Source organism: Bacillus arachidis (assembly GCF_030285945.1).
Taxonomy (GTDB): domain Bacteria; phylum Bacillota; class Bacilli; order Bacillales; family Bacillaceae_G; genus Bacillus_A; species Bacillus_A arachidis.
In genome coordinates, this window is sequence record NZ_CP127376.1 from 4,034,074 (window position 1) to 4,051,887 (window position 17,814).

At 37.1% G+C, this 17,814-nt stretch carries 15 protein-coding genes, 2 pseudogenes and 2 other annotated features; of the genes and pseudogenes, 4 read left to right on the forward strand and 13 right to left on the reverse strand.

Annotated features, from left to right (window positions below; translation table 11 throughout):
• Positions 1–52 precede the first annotated feature (52 nt).
• The 8 genes and pseudogenes from QRY57_RS22395 to QRY57_RS22430 form a co-directional block, all read right to left on the reverse strand.
• Positions 53–964 carry an SDR family oxidoreductase gene (locus QRY57_RS22395; protein ID WP_286016131.1) on the reverse strand — a complete coding sequence of 304 codons (912 nt, stop codon included), beginning with the start codon at positions 962–964 and terminating at the stop codon, positions 53–55.
• A gap of 184 nt (positions 965–1,148) precedes the next feature.
• On the reverse strand, positions 1,149–2,540 hold the full coding sequence (gene asnS, locus QRY57_RS22400) for an asparagine--tRNA ligase (RefSeq protein ID WP_090687810.1): 1,392 nt from the start codon (positions 2,538–2,540) through the stop codon (positions 1,149–1,151).
• A 52-nt stretch (positions 2,541–2,592) separates the two neighbouring features.
• Positions 2,593–2,845, reverse strand: a binding site (T-box leader).
• Between the two features lie 71 nt (positions 2,846–2,916).
• Positions 2,917–3,066, reverse strand: a pseudogene (locus tag QRY57_RS22405) (hypothetical protein); the annotation flags it as partial.
• Between the two features lie 71 nt (positions 3,067–3,137).
• Positions 3,138–4,154, reverse strand: a complete 1,017-nt coding sequence (locus QRY57_RS22410) for a hypothetical protein (RefSeq protein ID WP_286016133.1) — start codon at positions 4,152–4,154, stop codon at positions 3,138–3,140.
• A gap of 166 nt (positions 4,155–4,320) precedes the next feature.
• Positions 4,321–4,593 (reverse strand): annotated as a pseudogene (locus QRY57_RS22415) (IS4 family transposase); the annotation flags it as partial.
• A gap of 104 nt (positions 4,594–4,697) precedes the next feature.
• Positions 4,698–7,118 (reverse strand): phenylalanine--tRNA ligase subunit beta, encoded by a 2,421-nt coding sequence (pheT, locus tag QRY57_RS22420; protein WP_286016134.1) that lies wholly within the window; start codon positions 7,116–7,118, stop codon positions 4,698–4,700.
• An 18-nt stretch (positions 7,119–7,136) separates the two neighbouring features.
• A complete protein-coding gene (gene pheS / locus QRY57_RS22425; RefSeq protein ID WP_090687813.1) occupies positions 7,137–8,171 on the reverse strand; it encodes a phenylalanine--tRNA ligase subunit alpha in 1,035 nt (344 codons plus the stop codon).
• Between the two features lie 44 nt (positions 8,172–8,215).
• Positions 8,216–8,444 (reverse strand) — a binding site (T-box leader).
• A 58-nt stretch (positions 8,445–8,502) separates the two neighbouring features.
• Entirely contained in the window at positions 8,503–9,267 is a 765-nt protein-coding gene (locus QRY57_RS22430) for a TrmH family RNA methyltransferase (RefSeq protein ID WP_349775666.1), read from the reverse strand.
• 114 nt (positions 9,268–9,381) lie between these two features.
• On the opposite strand from QRY57_RS22430, the gene sspI reads away from it, so the two are divergent.
• From sspI to QRY57_RS22445, 3 genes are all read left to right on the forward strand, one after another.
• Positions 9,382–9,591: a small acid-soluble spore protein SspI gene (sspI, locus tag QRY57_RS22435; protein WP_017153966.1), complete on the forward strand. Its 210-nt coding sequence runs from the start codon at positions 9,382–9,384 to the stop codon at positions 9,589–9,591.
• A 174-nt stretch (positions 9,592–9,765) separates the two neighbouring features.
• Positions 9,766–10,338: an HD domain-containing protein gene (locus QRY57_RS22440; RefSeq protein WP_286016135.1), complete on the forward strand. Its 573-nt coding sequence runs from the start codon at positions 9,766–9,768 to the stop codon at positions 10,336–10,338.
• Between the two features lie 245 nt (positions 10,339–10,583).
• The gene (locus tag QRY57_RS22445; RefSeq protein ID WP_286016136.1) at positions 10,584–11,297 is read left to right on the forward strand and encodes a CPBP family intramembrane glutamic endopeptidase; all 714 of its coding nucleotides are present in this window, start codon (positions 10,584–10,586) and stop codon (positions 11,295–11,297) included.
• Positions 11,298–11,578: 281 nt separating this feature from the next.
• Here the strand turns inward: QRY57_RS22445 and QRY57_RS22450 are convergent, their stop codons facing one another.
• The 3 genes from QRY57_RS22450 to QRY57_RS22460 form a co-directional block, all read right to left on the reverse strand.
• On the reverse strand, positions 11,579–12,430 hold the full coding sequence (locus QRY57_RS22450) for an AraC family transcriptional regulator (RefSeq protein WP_286016137.1): 852 nt from the start codon (positions 12,428–12,430) through the stop codon (positions 11,579–11,581).
• Positions 12,431–12,708: 278 nt separating this feature from the next.
• Positions 12,709–14,463, reverse strand: coding sequence for a DHA2 family efflux MFS transporter permease subunit (locus tag QRY57_RS22455; protein ID WP_286016138.1), 1,755 nt, complete (start codon positions 14,461–14,463; stop codon positions 12,709–12,711).
• A gap of 14 nt (positions 14,464–14,477) precedes the next feature.
• Positions 14,478–15,131: an HlyD family secretion protein gene (locus tag QRY57_RS22460; RefSeq protein ID WP_208017362.1), complete on the reverse strand. Its 654-nt coding sequence runs from the start codon at positions 15,129–15,131 to the stop codon at positions 14,478–14,480.
• 296 nt (positions 15,132–15,427) lie between these two features.
• On the opposite strand from QRY57_RS22460, the gene QRY57_RS22465 reads away from it, so the two are divergent.
• The gene (locus QRY57_RS22465; RefSeq protein ID WP_026593614.1) at positions 15,428–16,051 is read left to right on the forward strand and encodes a TetR/AcrR family transcriptional regulator; all 624 of its coding nucleotides are present in this window, start codon (positions 15,428–15,430) and stop codon (positions 16,049–16,051) included.
• 30 nt (positions 16,052–16,081) lie between these two features.
• Here the strand turns inward: QRY57_RS22465 and QRY57_RS22470 are convergent, their stop codons facing one another.
• Both QRY57_RS22470 and QRY57_RS22475 read right to left on the reverse strand, forming a co-directional pair.
• A complete protein-coding gene (locus QRY57_RS22470; RefSeq protein WP_026593615.1) occupies positions 16,082–17,167 on the reverse strand; it encodes a M42 family metallopeptidase in 1,086 nt (361 codons plus the stop codon).
• 70 nt (positions 17,168–17,237) lie between these two features.
• Entirely contained in the window at positions 17,238–17,729 is a 492-nt protein-coding gene (locus tag QRY57_RS22475) for a dUTP diphosphatase (RefSeq protein ID WP_208017361.1), read from the reverse strand.
• Positions 17,730–17,814: the final 85 nt, after the last annotated feature.

The following is a 17,814-nucleotide window of genomic DNA, read 5'->3' on the forward strand; positions in this document are numbered from 1 at the left end:
ATCCAATCCGTATAAAGTCACTCTTACACTTTCACTTCTATTAACGCTAATTTTACTTTCCTAAGAGATGAGTTTGCTCTTCACTAATATCCCATAGACGCTTTGCGGCATCCATATCCAATGCAACCTCAGATGGCCTTTCCACTTGCCTATCAGCATAATAATAACCACTATGATCGATAATGTCAGTTGTTTCTGCTAGCCATACTAAAGTTTCAGCCCCTTCCTCAGGTGTGCGAGAGAAAGGTTTCATTACTGCCATAGTTAAGCGAGCCGCGAGACCATTATCCTGGTTGAAATTCGTGGCTACAAGTCCTGGATCGAAGCAGGAAGCTATGACACCTGTCCCCTCTAGTCGCCGTGCCAACTCAGAGGTAAATAAGATGTTAGCTAATTTGGTTTGCCCATAACACATCGTAGGACCCCCCATTAATTTCTTAACACCACGATAAAGTTTTTCTGCATCTAAATCATTAAAATCGATTCCTTTTTTAGCCATTTTGTGACCATGAGATGCGGTAGTGATAACGCGAGCGGGGGCACTTTCCTTTAAACGGTCAAGCAGCAAATTAGTAAGTAGGAATGGAGCTAAATGATTAACCGCCCAGGTCATCTCCAAGCCGTCCTCCGTAATTTGCCTTGTTTGAAATAAAGCACCAGCATTATTAACTAATATATCTATTCTAGGGCACTTCTCTAGAATGTCAGTAGCTACTTGATGTATCGACTTCTGAGAAGCCATATCAGCTAGAAATATATCTACCACTGCATTACCATTCGTTGAACCCTTAATTTGAGTCACAATATCATTTGCTTTCGCTTCGTTTCGTGCAATAATCCCTAGCTTTGCACCGCGTTCCGCAAGTACCTTAGCCGCCGCTAACCCAATCCCACTTGTCGCTCCCGTGATGACTACATACTTGTCACGCACTGTCCACTCTACACACCTATTAATTACCCCCATTTTCCCAAAACCCCTCTCCCAAATTCCATAAATGATTCATTCGTTTTACTATATATGAAATGGAAAGAGAACTATGAACAACATTTTTTATCCTAGCTCAAAATACTTGATAAGATTTCGAATCTAGTTCCATCCTCTTCTAAATAAAAAAAGCGAGAGCAATTGCTCTCACTTTTTTGTTATATTAAAACTCCGAAGAACCTGGAGTTCTTGGGAATGGAATGACGTCACGAATGTTAGCCATGCCAGTGATGTACATTAGGAAGCGCTCGAAACCAAGGCCGAATCCAGCGTGTTTTGTACCGCCGTATTTTCTAAGTTCTAAGTACCACCAGTAGTCTTCTTCGTTCATGCCTAATTCTTTAATTCTGTCTGTTAAAACATCCATTCTTTCTTCACGTTGACTTCCGCCGATTAATTCGCCGATGCCAGGAACGAGAAGGTCGGTAGCAGCTACTGTTTTTCCATCTTCGTTCAAGCGCATGTAGAATGCTTTAATGTCTTTCGGATAATCAGTTACGAATACAGGGCGTTTAAAGATTTCTTCTGATAAGTATCTTTCGTGCTCTGTTTGTAAGTCAATGCCCCATTCTACTGGGTATTTGAAGTCAGCACCTGATTCTTGAAGTACTTTAATTGCTTCTGTGTATGTGATGCGACCAAAATCAGAGTTGATTACGTTGTTCATGCGCTCAAGAACTGTTTTATCAACAAAGCTGTTGAAGAATTCCATTTCTTCTGGTGCATGCTCTAATACGTATTTCATTGCATATTTCAGCATATCTTCTGTAAGGTTCATTACATCACCTAATTCAGCGAATGCAATCTCAGGCTCAACCATCCAGAACTCAGCTGCGTGACGAGTTGTGTTTGAGTTTTCAGCACGGAATGTAGGTCCGAATGTGTATACATCACGGAACGCTAATGCATAAGCTTCAGCATTCAGCTGTCCACTTACCGTTAAGTTTGTTTCTTTACCGAAGAAGTCTTTTGATTCGTCAACTTGTCCGTCTTCACCTTTAGGTACATTGTTTAAATCTTGCGTTGTTACGCGGAACATTTCGCCTGCACCCTCTGTATCACTACCCGTGATAATTGGTGTATGAACGTGTACGAATCCACGCTCTTGGAAGAATTGGTGAATCGCAAACGCTGCGATAGAACGCACGCGGAACGTTGCAGAGAATGCATTTGTTCTTGGACGTAAGTGAGCGATTGTACGTAAGTATTCAAACGTGTGACGCTTCTTTTGAAGTGGGTAATCAGAATCTGATAAGCCCTCGATATCAATTTTTTCTGCTTTAATTTCAAATGGTTGCTTTGCTCCAGGTGTTGCAATTACTTTACCCTCTACTTTAACTGAAGAGCTAAGTGGAAGTTTCGCAATTTCTTTGAAGTTATCTAATTCTGTATCGAAAACGATTTGAACGCTTTTGAAGAAGCTACCGTCGTTTAATTCGATGAAACCAAATGCTTTTGAATCACGTAAGTTACGAATCCACCCTGATACTTGTACTGTTTGACCTGCGTATTTATCTGTATCTCTATACAGACTTTTTACTAATGTGTTTTCCATAGTGAAATTCTCCTTTGCTGATATATTTGAATACAAAAAAACCTTTCATCCATAAAGGGACGAAAGGTTAAACTTCGCGGTACCACCCAATTTGTCATAAAGACCAACTTTAACTCGTATGTATTTACATACTTCCCGGTTTGTAACAGGCCGGATTCCCGTCTAAGTCTACTCTTGAATACAAGTTTCAATTTCGGTTAGCAACTCCAAGGTGTTCTTCACATATACCGCCTCATCAGGCTCTCACCGTCCCTGACTCGCTTTGGATTATAGTATATACTACTTTTCCTTATCATCGTTTTTCGTTTTGTTAAACTAAAATTAATGTACTACATTCGAGGGAAAGATGCAAGGCGTCCTGTTGATAAAGTGAACCTTACCGCTCTCTCCATTCTTCGGTTATGTCTTCTTCTACTTCTACAATAAATTCATATAATTCTTCTCTTTCTAATGTCTCAATGAAAAAATCGTATTGTTCATTTAATTCATTTAAACTAACTACGACTTTTTCTACACACTCAAGCAAAAATAAACCAGATGCTTTTCAGCATCTGGTTTATTTTTGTTAACTTGATAGCTATGCCCCTTAAGGATTTTTTATGCTGCAGGTTCTGTTGGAGCTGGTTGAACAGGAGTTACTTTCCCGCCACTCATGGATTGATTCATAAATTCACCAATCATTTTTTGTAACTCATCCATTGGAACAATATTCTTTTCAGAAGTATCGAATGTGAATTTGATTGGTTTATCGATCGATTTGATATCAGATTTAATATTCATATCAAATTTAATTGTTTCTTTTTCGTTTTCAGGATTTTTTGCTTCGACATGAATTGCTGCATCCTGTTTTTTAATTGTTTTTCCATCCATTGTATAAATTAAAGAAATAGAAGATTTATCAAGATTTGCATCTTTCAATTCTTTCTTAAAGTCTGCAATTTCTTGTTTTGTTCCAGTGAAGTTTTTCATTGTAGAAATTTCATCAAATAGCTTTTCAATCACTGTTTTTAAATCTTTACCTGTTAATTTCACAGTGTATACATCTTTTTCGTTTGTAAATTTGTCTTCAGGAAGCGCTTTGATTGCATCTAATAACGATTTTTGTACTTTCTCTTGGATTTTCGCAGATTCTTTTGTATCTACTTCTCCTAAATCTTTCATATCCATTTTGATAACTTTTCCTTCTAGAGTAGAAAAACTCTCACCAGGAACACCAGCTAATTGTAATAGTGATTTTACATTATTCGCTTTTACATATAAAGCCTCTTTCCCTTCATCCATAAACATTGGAATCGATATATCCATTTTCATTGCATCTGTTTTAACCTTTGCACCAATTGTTACTTCGTCTTTTTTTGCATCTTTATCTGTTTTTGAATCAACTGTAACTGATATGTTTTTTAACATATCCATTGCCACTTTATCTTCTCTTTTCATATCTTTCGCATTAGAATCGAATTTAAAAGAAATTGAACTGCTTGATTCCATTTGCTTTGCGTTTAAAATGCTTTCTGTTGAAGAAACAACTGTTTCTTTTGCAGATTTTCCACACGCAGATAAAGCGAAAAGACTTAAACTTGCCGCAACAACTAATCCTATTTTCCCAAACTTCATAAAACCACCCCTTCAATTCATTAACATATCTATCATAACATGGAAAATAAAAAGTTGGGATATTCAAATGAAAAAATGTAACTATTTAGCTATCCTCTTGATTTGAGAGTTTCGTATTTTCTGTACCTTTTAGGTTTACCTTCTCCTGTTAACACTTAAATTATTAGTGATGGGGAAGTTGAAACATAGTAGAGTCTAGGCTTCGAATTCGTTTGAAATTCTCTCCTATCGATGGAGTTGAACAAATATTTTGATGAAATAACCTCGCGAAAGATTCTGTTTCAACTGTTTTACTTAAAAAGACACATAAAGAAACGATATCCTGCGCTTTACATTTTCTTTTATGTCGAATCATTCCTGCCCTATGTGCAAGTGATTCTAAAAATGAAAGTGAAAATGTATTCTTTAATTCCTGAATTAATAATTGTAATTCTTCCATAAAAACAGCTACCCTTTCATGGATACTCCATGAAAGGGTAGCTGTTTTTGGTAAAAATTATACATAACTTTAACTTGATGGCTATGAGACACAAGGCTGCTTTTTTACTTACGTAACTCCGCACCAAATTTCTCTTCTACCGCTGTTAATACATGGTTATGTGCTTCTGTTACTTCTTCGTCTGTTAATGTACGTTCTGGATCAAAGTAGTTCATAGAGAATGCAAGTGATTTCTTGCCTTCTTCCATTTTTTCACCTTCGTATAAGTCGAATAGTGTTACTTCTTTTAGAAGTTCTCCGCCTGCTTCCGCAATTACTTGCTTCATTTCGCCAGCTTTTACTTCCTTAGCCACTACAACCGCCATATCACGTGTCATAGATGGGAAACGTGGAATTGCTGAGTAGTAAGTTTCTTCTACGTCTGCACCGAATACTTTTACAAGAGATAATTCAAATACGAATGTATCTTTCACATCTAATTGTTTTTGCGTTTCTGGGTGTAATTGACCGATGAAACCAATCACATCTCCATCTAGTAAGATATCAGCTGTACGTCCTGGGTGCATGCCTTCACGTTTTGCAGGAGCATATGTGATGCTGCTTGCAACGCCAAGTACGTCGAATAATCCTTCTAACACACCTTTTGCAACGAAGAAGTCTACAACTTTCTTCTCACCTTGCCATGCATGATGAAGAGCAAGACCTGTCATAACACCAGCAAGATGTTGTTCTTCTTTCGGAAGCTCGCCTTCTGCTGTTGGTAAGAAAATAGAACCTACTTCATATAATGCAACACTGTCATTTTTACGAGCGTTATTATATGAAACTGCTTCTAACAATTGTGGTACTAAGCTTAAACGAAGTTGACTGCGCTCTTCACTCATTGGAAGTGCAAGATTTACAGGAGATTTTTCGTTTGGCTCAACCATATATTGTTTCGCTTTATCGGCACTTGTTAATGAATACGTAATTGCTTCATATAAACCAGCACCTTCTAAGTAACGACGTGCTTTACGACGTTTTGTTTGTGCTACTGTTAATTTACCACGTGTCATTGTACCAGTTGGTAATGTAACTGGAATATGATCATAACCGTACAGACGACCTACTTCTTCTACTAAGTCTTCTGCAATTGTAATATCAGGGCGACGTACTGGTACGTTCACATGGAATGTTCCTTCTACTTCTGTGAATGGGAACTTCAAGTTTGTAAAGATTGTACCCATTTCACTAGCAGTGATTTCTGTTCCTAATACACGGTTTACTTTTTCAGTTGTAACTGATACCGTACGTTCTTGCACTTGTAGGTTATCAACTTCTACTACACCTTCAAGCGCTTCGCCACCAGCATATTTCGCCATTAAAGCTGCTGCATGTTGAATCGCTTCAAATGTACGTGTTGGATCGATTCCTTTTTCGAAACGCGCACTTGATTCACTACGTAGACCTAAATCTTTTGATGTACGGCGCACTGTTTGACCTGCAAAGTATGCAGACTCAATTAGAACGTTTACTGTATCATTTGTAACCTCAGAATCAGCTCCACCCATTACACCAGCAACAGCTAAAGCTTTTTCACCATTTGTAATAACAAGGTGGTGGTTCTGTAATGTACGCTCTTGATCATCTAATGTTTGAATCTTTTCGTCTTCTTTTGCAAGACGAACAACGATTTCTTTTGAACCTAATTTATCATAGTCAAACGCGTGTAATGGTTGACCGTATTCAATTAAAATGTAGTTTGTAATATCAACTACGTTGCTAATTGGGCGAATGCCAGCTGCCATAAGGCGCGTTTGCATCCACATTGGTGATGGACCAATCTTTACGTTCTTAACCATTTTCGCAATGTATAATGGATTTTCTTCTTTCGCTTCTACACTTACAGAAATATAATCAGAAGTTTTTTCTGCTGTTTCTTGTAAGTCTACAGCTGGAAGCTTCACTTCACGGCCATAAATAGCAGCCACTTCATATGCAACACCTAACATATTTAAGCAATCAGCACGGTTTGGCGTTAAACCAAGTTCTAATACTTCATCATGTAAGTTTAAGATTTCCAGTGCATCTGCGCCAACTTCAGCGTCACTTGGGAAGATGAAGATACCATCTGCATAATCTTTCGCAACTAGTTTCCCGTCAATGCCAAGCTCTTGCAATGCACAAACCATACCGTGAGAAGCTTCCCCGCGTAATTTTGCTTTTTTAATTTTGAAGTTACCAGGTAGAACAGCGCCAACTTTTGCAACTGGTACTTTTAAACCTTTTGCAATGTTAGGAGCACCGCAAATGATTTGTACTGACTCTTCTTCACCGATGTCGATAAGACATTTGCTTAATTTATCAGCTTCTGGGTGCTTTTCACATTCTAATACGTGACCAACTACAACACCTTTTACACCTTTATTTAATACTTCAACGCCTTCTACTTCAATACCACTTTTCGTGATTTTGTCTGCTAGTTCTTGTGCTGTTACATCTTTAATATCTACATACTCTTGTAACCAACGATATGATACGAACATATTTATCCTCTCCTTCCCTTACGCTCGTTTGAATTGTTGTAAGAAACGTACATCGTTTGTATAGAAATGACGAATGTCATCAACGCCGTATTTTAACATTGCGATACGCTCTGCACCCATACCGAATGCGAATCCTTGATATTCTTTTGAATCATAGCCAGCCATTTCAAGCACGTTTGGATGAACCATCCCAGCACCTAAAATTTCAATCCAGCCAGTTCCTTTACAAGTGCCGCAACCTTTACCATGACACATCATACAAGAAATATCCATCTCAACAGATGGTTCTGTGAATGGGAAGAAACTTGGACGAAGACGAATTTCACGATCTTCACCGAACATCTTTTTCACAAATACTTGCAGTGTACCTTTTAAATCACTCATACGAATATTTTTATCAATTACAAGACCTTCAATTTGCATGAACTGATGTGAATGCGTCGCATCGTCATCATCGCGGCGATACACTTTACCAGGGCAAATAATTTTAATTGGACCTTTTTCTGTATTGTTTTCCATCGTTCTTGCTTGCACAGAAGATGTATGCGTACGTAGTAACGTTTCTTCTGTAATGTAGAATGTATCTTGCATATCACGCGCTGGATGATCTTTTGGTAAGTTTAATGCTTCGAAATTGTAGTAATCTTTCTCTACTTCTGTTCCTTCTGCTACTTCATAACCCATACCGATAAATACATCTTCAATTTGTTCAACAACAGCTGTTAATGGATGATGACAACCTGTTTCTACAGGACGACCTGGTAATGTAACATCAATTGTTTCAGATGCTAATTTTGCTTCGATTACCGCTTTTTCTAAGTGGTTAATCTTGTCTTCTAGACGCGTTTGAATTGCTTCACGCACTTCATTTACTAATGCTCCCATACGTGGACGCTCTTCTGGAGATAATTTCCCCATGCCGCGTAATACTTCTGTAATTGGACCTTTTTTTCCTAAATACGCTACGCGTACATCATTTAAGCCCTTTAGCTCTTTCGCTTCTTCAATCAGCTCTAACGCTTTTTGCTTTAGCTCTTTTAAACGTGCTTCCATTTGGAACCCTCCTAATGTTAAAAATAAAAAAACCTCGCTCCCTAAAAAGGGACGAGGTAAATTCGCGGTACCACCCTAAATTGACAGAACAAGTCTGCCCACTTAATTGTTATAACGGCCAGCTTTGACCGGAACGCCTTTACATATCAATGGTCCTGGCGTCAACTCCAGAGGTGAATTCACTTCCGTCTACCATAAGAATGCTTTCAGTCTACGGCACTCTCTCCCTATATGGCGATTTTGCAAGCTACTCTTCTCTATCAACGTTTTTTATTATGTTACTTTATATGTTCATCCTGAACATGTACTTCAACTTATTATAAGAAGTTTTTTATCGATTCGCAACCGGGCTTTGTAAATAATACGTTAAAATCCCCGCAGCAACCGCAACATTTAATGATTCTGCCCCGCCGTAAATTGGAATATACAAGTTTTGATCACATTTTGTAAGAATTTCTTGGCGTACACCATTTCCTTCGTTTCCTACAATTAATGCAAAACTTCCTGTCGGTGTCACTTCTCCATAAGGAACTCCATTTTCCAGAGCTGTTCCGTATACAGGAACATTCTTTTCTTTTAGCTTATCTACCCATTCTTCTAAGTTTCCTTTTACAACTGGTAAATGGAAAATAGAACCTTGTGTAGAACGAAGCACTTTACTATTATAGGCGTCCACACAGCCTTCTCCAAGTACAACGGCATGAATACCAGCTGCATCTGCTGTACGAATAATCGTTCCTAAATTACCTGGGTCTTGCAAGCCATCTAATAATAGAAATTTCCCATCTGTAAGATCTACTTCTTTCTCATGCTTCTCACAAACCGCAAATACACCTTGTGTCGTTTCTGTCTCGCGAAGTACCTTTACAATCGCTTCAGGTACAATATACATTTCAACGTCAGTAACCGTCCAATCTTTCGGAAGGTCTGTTTGATCTGAAACAATAAGTTCTGTAATAATTCCTGCCTTTAAAGCTTCCTCCACTAAGTGGAATCCTTCTACAAAGAATAACCCTTTTTTATCGCGCTCTTTTTTCGTCTGCAGCTTTTTCCACTGCTTTACACGCGGATTTTGTACTGAATCAATGTTTTTCATTCTATGTATTCCCTCTCTTCTTGTCTTCTCATTATAGCCTATTTTTCATACATATTTACATAAAAAAGAACAAAAACTAACGTCAGTTTCAATTCAGAAGAAGAGGTGAAAAGAATGAACTTTAATCTACGCGGTGCCGTATTAGCAAACGTTGCAGGAAATACGCAAGGCGAGTTACAAGAGACAATTGTAGAAGCAATTCAAAGTGGTGAAGAAAAAATGCTTCCAGGTCTTGGGGTTTTATTTGAAGTCATTTGGCAAAATGCCGACGAAAATGGAAAACATGAGATGTTAGAAACACTTGAGCAAGGATTAAAAAAATAAGCAGTAGGAAGCACCTTAGCATCAGCTAAGGTGACTTTTATGTTCACAATAAATTCTCCTCTCCTAAACATTTCTACTTTACTAACATAACGTGATGGAGTACAATGTTCAAAATACATTTAAACCTATCGATTTTCTTTATATACATCAATAGATAAAAGGAGTGAATGTTTTATGCACCGTATTACGCTTGAACAAATTTTCAAACATCATATTACACAAAAATACGTAAACCGTTCTGGAATGGTCCATGCGATTGCAGTCGCTTACCATGCGTTTCACTTAGCCAAAAAGCACCACGCCTCAGTCGATGCGGCAACAAAGGCTGGTTTTCTTCATGACATAGGACATCATACATGGTACACAGGCGGAGAATGGGACTATGAATTGTATAAAAAGAATGATATACATGCGATTAAAGGAGCAGAAAGAGCTCATAAATTATTAATCCGATTAGGGGAACACCCGAAGCAGGCAAAGGAAATTTCTGTTGCTATTCTCCTGCATACCGATTCTTTTCTAGTAGAACAAACAATTGAAAGAACACCTCTACAAAATATTATTAAGTGGGCGGACGAAGCAGATGAAGAGCCAGGCGGAGCGCATCACTACCGGACAATTTCTTATGAAAAAGCATTGAAAGCAATTCAGCAATTAGATCGAATGGTAGATCGCGAATTGCAAACACAACAATCGACATCCTCTGCTCATATTACTATAAATAAAAGAGGTGAACACATTTGTTAATCAAAGTGAATGAACTCACAAAAGAGGTATCACTACGTGGCGATACCTCTTTTTATTATTTTATATCTCCTTTCTCATACACCCTACACTTATTCATTCGTTTTCTCATTATCTATTTCTATCAAAATTTATATATTTCTTACTAATATTTAATTCAACACTTATATATATGCAATATTCAGAAATGACAGTTTTATATTATATGTGTATAATGATATATATAAATAAAAGAGAGGGTTCAATATATGCAATCAACAACACAGCTTACGTACAATCAGCAATACTCCATGTCATGGGGACAATTTATTGGGTCTTTTTTGTTTGCTTTCTATGGGACAAGGCTCATATCCGAACTTTTCATAGGCCTTCCAGTTCTTATTTATTCCGAAGGGGTTACTGATCAAAAACAAACCACCTTAATCATATCCATTCAAGATACCGGAAACTCATTATTACTATTAGGAATTTTATTGTTATTTATTTACAAATACGAACCATTAAGAAACTTGATTGTTCCAGCGATTAACTTCAAAGCACTCAAAAAGGTTAGTACATATATATACTTATTTCTTTTCTTTGGACTAAGTATTGTTATTAATTCATTTATACTTATGCACCTATTCCCTGATGCAACAAAGGAACAATCCTCCGCTTTAAATTTGGAGGTGTTAAAACAGTATAAACTCTTATTACTGCTAGGAAGCGCTGTATTTATCCCAATTTTCGAAGAGCTCATCTACCGCGGCATTATCCTTCATTTCTTTCAGCAGCGTTTCCCATTTTGGTTAGCTGCAATCGGCTCTAGTTTCCTCTTTGGAATAGGCCATACATATTCATTAGGTGTTATGGTTACTACATTCATTATGGGACTATTCATGGCTGTTTTATGTAAGAAGACGAATTCAATCATTCCAGCTATTTTGTTTCATATGATGAACAATACACTGGCATTTTTATAAAGAAACGGTATCGCTGCTCAGCGATACCTCTTTTGTTATTTTTCAACAAGTTCAAACACCTCATCTTTTAACACTTTTCGACAATCTATTTTCTACCTGTTCTTGTATTACACTGCATTTACATGAGTTAAGAAATACCATGATAAAAAGCCCAATTTCTCAATTTAAACGCTGCGAAATTGGACTGTTTCGTTACTCTATATATGATATATGCATCAATTATAAAATAATAGAAAATAGACAACTGGTATTAACCAACTCAATCATCATATCCCTAAAATTTATTCATTCTTAAGTATAGGAACCCAAAGCTCACTATTTGGCTCTCTATCAGGTGCTAAATAATTTTCAATGCAAGGAAAGTCTGCCAATTCGTATCCTGAAGTAGGTAACCATTCCGTGTATAGACGCTCCCAAGCAGCAGCAACATTTGGAAAAACAACCCATGTACTTTTGGGCATCACTATTTTCTCCATATCGCCAGTGAATTCCCCCTTATAACGACATCCCATAAAATAATCAAATTCTTCATCTGTAATGGCGGCTTGTTTTCCACATACACCTAAAATCCCTTCTAATTTGCATTGTGGATTTTCCCATGACATGTCTACGAGTCGTTGCAGTAATCCATTTTTATTCGCTTCTTCCCATAATGTAGGAATTATATTGGAAGCATTCTTTGTAACGACCTTTTGTTTCACTCCTACGATCTCAATCTCAAAATCTAGTACTTCAATTCTATAATCCATTTCTACATCCCCTTTAATCTTAATTTGAAAGGAAATTCTCGGAAAGGCCTTTAATTCGATCCCGTTACTACGCGCCTCTGTCGGAGTGACCCCATGAAGACTCTTAAAAGCGCGACTAAAAGCATCTGGAGAATCATACCCATACTTAAGTGCAAGATCAATGATGCGAACAACTGTGTTATTTTGCAGTTCAAATGCCGCCTGCGATAGACGTCTCCGCCTGATATACTCTGATAAAGTTAAACCTGTTATAGATGAAAACATCCTTGGAAAATGATACTCAGAGCAGCAAGCCAACTTTGCTACTTCTTTAGCATTTATTTCACTTGATAAATTTTGTTCGATATAATTCATTGCCCTATTGATTCTCTCTAACCAATCCAAATTTCATCATTCCCTTCAAATACATTGTGGATGAAGCAAAAATATATTTCCCGATTTTTTAGAGTTAAATTAAGTCGGATCATTCTATTAAAAATTTGTATGTAAAAATATATTTTTAGTTTATCATTTGACTTCAATAGATTTACAGCCATTTTTCAGTTTATTTTTTCGTTTTAGGGAACACGTAATTTCTTCAGCTAATACGTATAGGGGATTTAATTTTTCTTACATTGATGGGCATATGTCTATGCCCATGCAACGAAAAAAAGCAGAGAAAATTAATTCTCTGCTTTTCGATTTGGTTTATTTCCTGATGGTAAGAATAGTGATAACACCCAGGCAATACCCGCTAATATTGTTGCGATTAAGAAAGCGTCATTAATGCCGTTAATCGCAGACAACTTCGAAATTTGTCCAAATAATAGTTGCGAGCTCATCGCATCTCCTGCTTGTGCTGATCCAGCCACGGATGCTAAGCTCTGTCCCATTCCATGTACTTTATCAACTAAAATTGGATTTGTTTTTGTTATCATATTTCCGTAATCTGCAACGTGATTCGTTGTTTGTTGTGTCATAATTGTAATTAAGATTGCTGTACCAATTGAACCCGCTACTTGTCTTGATGTATTTTGCGTTGCTGTACCGTGAGAAATTAATTTCATCGGCAGTGCGTTCATACCTGCTGTCATAATCGGCATCATAATGAATGACATACCAATTGAACGTATAATATAATCCGTCATAATAACGCTATATGGTGTATCCATCGATAACTTTGTAAATTCATATGTCGCGAATGTCGTAATCGCTAATCCAACAATCGCCAGGGGACGAATGCCGTATTTATCAAATAACTTCCCTGCAACTGGTCCCATAATCCCCATAATTAATGATCCTGGAAGAAGTAATAAACCCGATTCGATTGGCGTAAAGCCACGAATGTTTTGCAAGTAGACTGGAAGTAATAACATACCTCCGAATAGCGCCATCGTTACGATTGCATTAATTAATAATGTGAAAGTGAATGTTGGATATTTAAACACTTGTAAATCAAGCATCTTATTATCCGTTGTCATCTCTCTCCAAATAAATACCACTATACCAATGACACCGATAATAAGTGAAATAACAACTTCTGCACTGCTCCAGCTGTTATTTCCAGCTTCACTGAATCCATACAGTAAGCTACCCAGCCCGATACTTGAACTAATAACACCAAATACATCTAGCTTCGTTTTAGAAACTGGCTGAGCTAATGTAAAGAATTTTAAAGATAGGAATGTAGTGATTAAACCAATGGCAAACATCGCATAGAACATTAAGTTCCAGCTATAATTTTCAATCACCCAACCTGTTACAGTTGGTCCGATAGCTGGTGCTAAAATCATTGCCACTCCAAGTAATCCCATCGCGGCTCCACGTTTATGAGGCGGGAATAGCGTCATGAAAATATTCATACCAACTGGCATTAAAATCCCTGCACCCACTGCTTGGATTACGCGTCCGGTCATCATCATTGTGAAGTTTCCAGACGTAGCGCAAATGATAGATCCTACCGTAAAGAACAACATCGCTGCTACAAATAGCTTGCGATACGTGAACCGAGAAACTAAAAATGCACTAATTGGCACTAAAATCCCGTTCACAAGCATAAATCCTGTGATTAACCACTGAGCTGTTGAAGTTGATACATTGAACTCATTCATTAATGGAGGCAATGCAACATTAATGATCGTTTGATTTAAAATAGACACGAACATACCAAGAATTAATACCGCTACCACTGCTTTTACATTAACATCTGCTACCGGCATTTGCTGTTTCGCTCTTTCTTGCTTTGGTGCTTCTTGTTTCGATACTTCTAATTCGACTACATTAGAAGGTTCTTGCTCTAATTGCTTAGTTTCTATCTTATTTACGGCTGGGACTTGTTCTTCTCCCACGTTCGGTTTTTTCTTTCTTAAAAGACGATTTACAAGGAAGAAGACGATGATACAAAATACTGCATATCCTACAATTAAACCTGAGGACATTTTATCTTCCCCCCTTACTTATGAATACGAACTGTCACATTCATTCCAGGAACAATATTAACTGATTTGCTATGATCTAATGAAACTTTAACTGGTACAACCTGTGTTACTTTTGTATAGTTCGCTGTTGCGTTACTTGATGGAAGCATAGAGAATGTATTTGCTGTTGTTAATCCAACTTGCTCTACTTTTCCTGTTAATGTTGTATCAGGATATGCGTCTACATACACATCCACTTCTTGACCTTTTTGCACATCATCAATATCTGTTTCCTCAATATTTGCTGTTACCCATAAATCACTCATATCGTATGCATAGGCAATTGGACTACCTGCCCCAACAAACGCATTTGTCGTTGCATTTGATTGAACAACTGTTGCATTTTTTGGAATTGTTACATCTACCGTTTGCTCACCATTTGGACCCGCTACAGAAACAGCACCTAATTTATCGTTTTCATTGTAATTCTTACCTACTTCAGCCTTCCATTCTGTTAACTTACCTGCTACTGGCGATGCAATCGGGATTACTTTGCCATCGATCTTTGCATTATCTGTTTTTAAATAGTTTTCCGCTTGGTTGTAATAGTAATAAGCGCCAATACCGCCGCCAACTAATACAATTAATGTGATGATGTTGATAATCACCATTCTTCGAAACTGATTCATTGCATTCCTCTCCTTATATCGAATATAATTTTTTCCTAAACTATTTTTACTCCCTTTGTTTATACTGTTTAATTGTTAATTATATTAACAATTAAACAAAAAAAGCACACCTTTCGCTATGCAAAACAATCCTTTGTTTGCATGCTTGCGGTGCTGTTTTCTAAAGGAATATCGTTTATAATTATAAATAATTATTTTGAATCTACAACCGACAATTTGAGCATATATGTTGGTTATCCAACATTTCACTATCTATTTGTTGTTTAAGTGGTTAAAATTCAGCAAGGAGAAATAAAATGTCTATTAAAAATACAAACGATCCACGTGTGAAACGAACGAGACAATTAATACAGGATGCTTTTGTCGCTTTAGTAGGCGAAAAAGGATTTGAAAATGTAACAGTTCAGCATATTGCTGAACGTGCTCCTGTCAATCGCGCTACCTTTTATAGCCACTATCATGACAAATATGACTTATTAGATAAAAGTATCGAGGAAATGTTAGTAAAGCTTACCGAAATAATTAGGCCCAAAAGGCATAATAAGGAAGATTTTCAGCTTATATTTAACTCCCCTCATCCAACTTTTCTAGCCCTATTTGAGCACATCGCTGAAAATGCTACCTTCTATAACGTCATGCTTGGTGAAAAAGCAGCAGGAAACTTTTTTTATAAAATGATGAAAACAATTCAAACACATTTAACGTTAAGCTTATCCATTTCACAGCCAAATGATGAAGAACTCATGATCCCACGCGATATTCTGATTAGTTATGTAACAGGAGCTCATCTTGGAATGATTATATCATGGCTAAAAAAAGGTATGATTTACTCACCGCACTTTATGGCAATGCAACTAACAAGGTTAATTATTTTAGGAGCTCACGCTGCCGCTGGATTAGAAAAACCTTTTGAAATATAAAAAAGCGAAGAGATGTCTTCGCTTTTTTTATTAGTTAAATGTAATATTATGTACAGTCTCTTTATCAAGACGTTTGATAACTTCTACAATTAACTTCACTGCATTCTCATAATCATCACGATGTAACATTGCTGCGTGAGAGTGAATATAACGAGTTGCAATCGTAATTGCCATAGATGGAATACCATTGACTGAAACATGAATTGCACCTGCGTCAGTCCCGCCACCAGCTACAGAATCATATTGATAAGGAATGTCTAATTCATCCGCCACATCAACTACGAAATTGCGAAGTCCAGTATGTCCAATGACTGATGCATCATATAAAATGATTTGTGGCCCGTCACCCATTTTACTTTGTGCTTCTTTCTCTGTTACTCCTGGTGTATCACCAGCAATACCAACATCTACCGCAAATGCGATATCTGGTTTAATATAATGTGCAGATGTTTTCGCACCGCGAAGACCTACTTCTTCTTGAACAGTTCCAACACCGTATACAACGTTTGGATGCTTTTCATCTTTTAATTGTTTTAACACATCAATTGCAATTGCACAACCAATGCGGTTATCCCATGCTTTTGCAAGCAGCATCTTTTCATTTTTCATCACTTGGAATTCAAAGTATGGTACAACTTGATCTCCTGGTCGTACGCCCCATTCCATTGCTTCTTCTTTGCTAGAAGCACCAATATCAATGAACATATCTTTAATTTCAACTGGTTTTTTACGAGCTTCCGCTGGTAAAATGTGCGGTGGTTTTGAACCAATCACACCTGTCACATCACCTTTACGCGTTACGATTGTTACACGCTGCGCAAGCATAACTTGTGACCACCAGCCACCAACTGTTTGAAAACGAAGGAAACCTTTGTCATCAATTTGCGTAATCATGAAACCAACTTCATCTAAGTGGCCAGCTACCATAATTTTCGGACCGTTTTCTTCCCCAACTTTTTTCGCAACTAAACTTCCTAAATTATCTGTAGAAAGTTCATCTGCAAACGGTTCGATATACTTTTTCATTACTTCACGTGGTTCGCGTTCATTCCCTGCGATCCCGCGTGCATCTGTTAATTCTTTTAACATTGTCAATGTCGCGTCTAATTTTGTCATTACCAATACCCTCCTTTTTCTTCAATAAATTAATTATACAATAATTAAATCGAAATATTCAAAAATCAAATCAATATCCTTGTGTTTGGCGCTGATGATTTACTTCGTTCTTATCTAAATATGCTTTTTCAATTTCTTCTTGTCCAAAATCAAGAGCTTGTCCAAGGCGAAGGTAGCTTGTAAATAGTTCAATATAATTTGTAATAGATGGTTGGTCCGTAAAACGAATCACTTTTGCATATGTGTCTAAGAAAATTTCAACTTGTGTTTTGTTCGTTTGTGCACATTTATAAAACAAGAAGTTTTTATCAATTCCTAAGTCAATTCCAATCGATAAAATAAAGTGCAAACCATCTACATATTCTTCAAGTATAACTTCACGCTCAGCTGCTGGCTTGGTGCTCCAATATTTAAAACAACGTGTTTCATTTGCAAGTTCTCCAATTTCAACAAGAAGTGCTAACATCTTTTCCTTTAATAGCTTCTTCGGTTGTAAGTCATGCTCTTTTACAATACGATCATCTAATTCTTTTTGTAATTTAAATAATTGTAGTAAGTCCATTCTATTCCTCCTCCAACATCGCATAAAACAATGTTGTTTCATCTCATATTTATTGTAAGCTAAAAAATCCTACCCTTTACTATCT

What these genes read in the sequence shown, in the direction of transcription:
- QRY57_RS22430 (WP_349775666.1), bottom strand. Translation starts at nt 9,267, where the DNA reads ATGAAAAACATTGATTCAGTACAAAATCCGCGTGTAAAGCAGTGGAAA.
- pheS (WP_090687813.1), bottom strand. Translation starts at nt 8,171, where the DNA reads ATGGAAGCACGTTTAAAAGAGCTAAAGCAAAAAGCGTTAGAGCTGATT.
- QRY57_RS22465 (WP_026593614.1), top strand. Translation starts at nt 15,428, where the DNA reads ATGTCTATTAAAAATACAAACGATCCACGTGTGAAACGAACGAGACAA.
- QRY57_RS22455 (WP_286016138.1), bottom strand. Translation starts at nt 14,463, where the DNA reads ATGTCCTCAGGTTTAATTGTAGGATATGCAGTATTTTGTATCATCGTC.
- QRY57_RS22445 (WP_286016136.1), top strand. Translation starts at nt 10,584, where the DNA reads ATGCAATCAACAACACAGCTTACGTACAATCAGCAATACTCCATGTCA.
- QRY57_RS22470 (WP_026593615.1), bottom strand. Translation starts at nt 17,167, where the DNA reads ATGACAAAATTAGACGCGACATTGACAATGTTAAAAGAATTAACAGAT.
- QRY57_RS22440 (WP_286016135.1), top strand. Translation starts at nt 9,766, where the DNA reads ATGCACCGTATTACGCTTGAACAAATTTTCAAACATCATATTACACAA.
- QRY57_RS22395 (WP_286016131.1), bottom strand. Translation starts at nt 964, where the DNA reads ATGGGGGTAATTAATAGGTGTGTAGAGTGGACAGTGCGTGACAAGTAT.
- QRY57_RS22475 (WP_208017361.1), bottom strand. Translation starts at nt 17,729, where the DNA reads ATGGACTTACTACAATTATTTAAATTACAAAAAGAATTAGATGATCGT.
- QRY57_RS22460 (WP_208017362.1), bottom strand. Translation starts at nt 15,131, where the DNA reads ATGAATCAGTTTCGAAGAATGGTGATTATCAACATCATCACATTAATT.
- sspI (WP_017153966.1), top strand. Translation starts at nt 9,382, where the DNA reads ATGAACTTTAATCTACGCGGTGCCGTATTAGCAAACGTTGCAGGAAAT.
- QRY57_RS22410 (WP_286016133.1), bottom strand. Translation starts at nt 4,154, where the DNA reads ATGAAGTTTGGGAAAATAGGATTAGTTGTTGCGGCAAGTTTAAGTCTT.
- asnS (WP_090687810.1), bottom strand. Translation starts at nt 2,540, where the DNA reads ATGGAAAACACATTAGTAAAAAGTCTGTATAGAGATACAGATAAATAC.
- pheT (WP_286016134.1), bottom strand. Translation starts at nt 7,118, where the DNA reads ATGTTCGTATCATATCGTTGGTTACAAGAGTATGTAGATATTAAAGAT.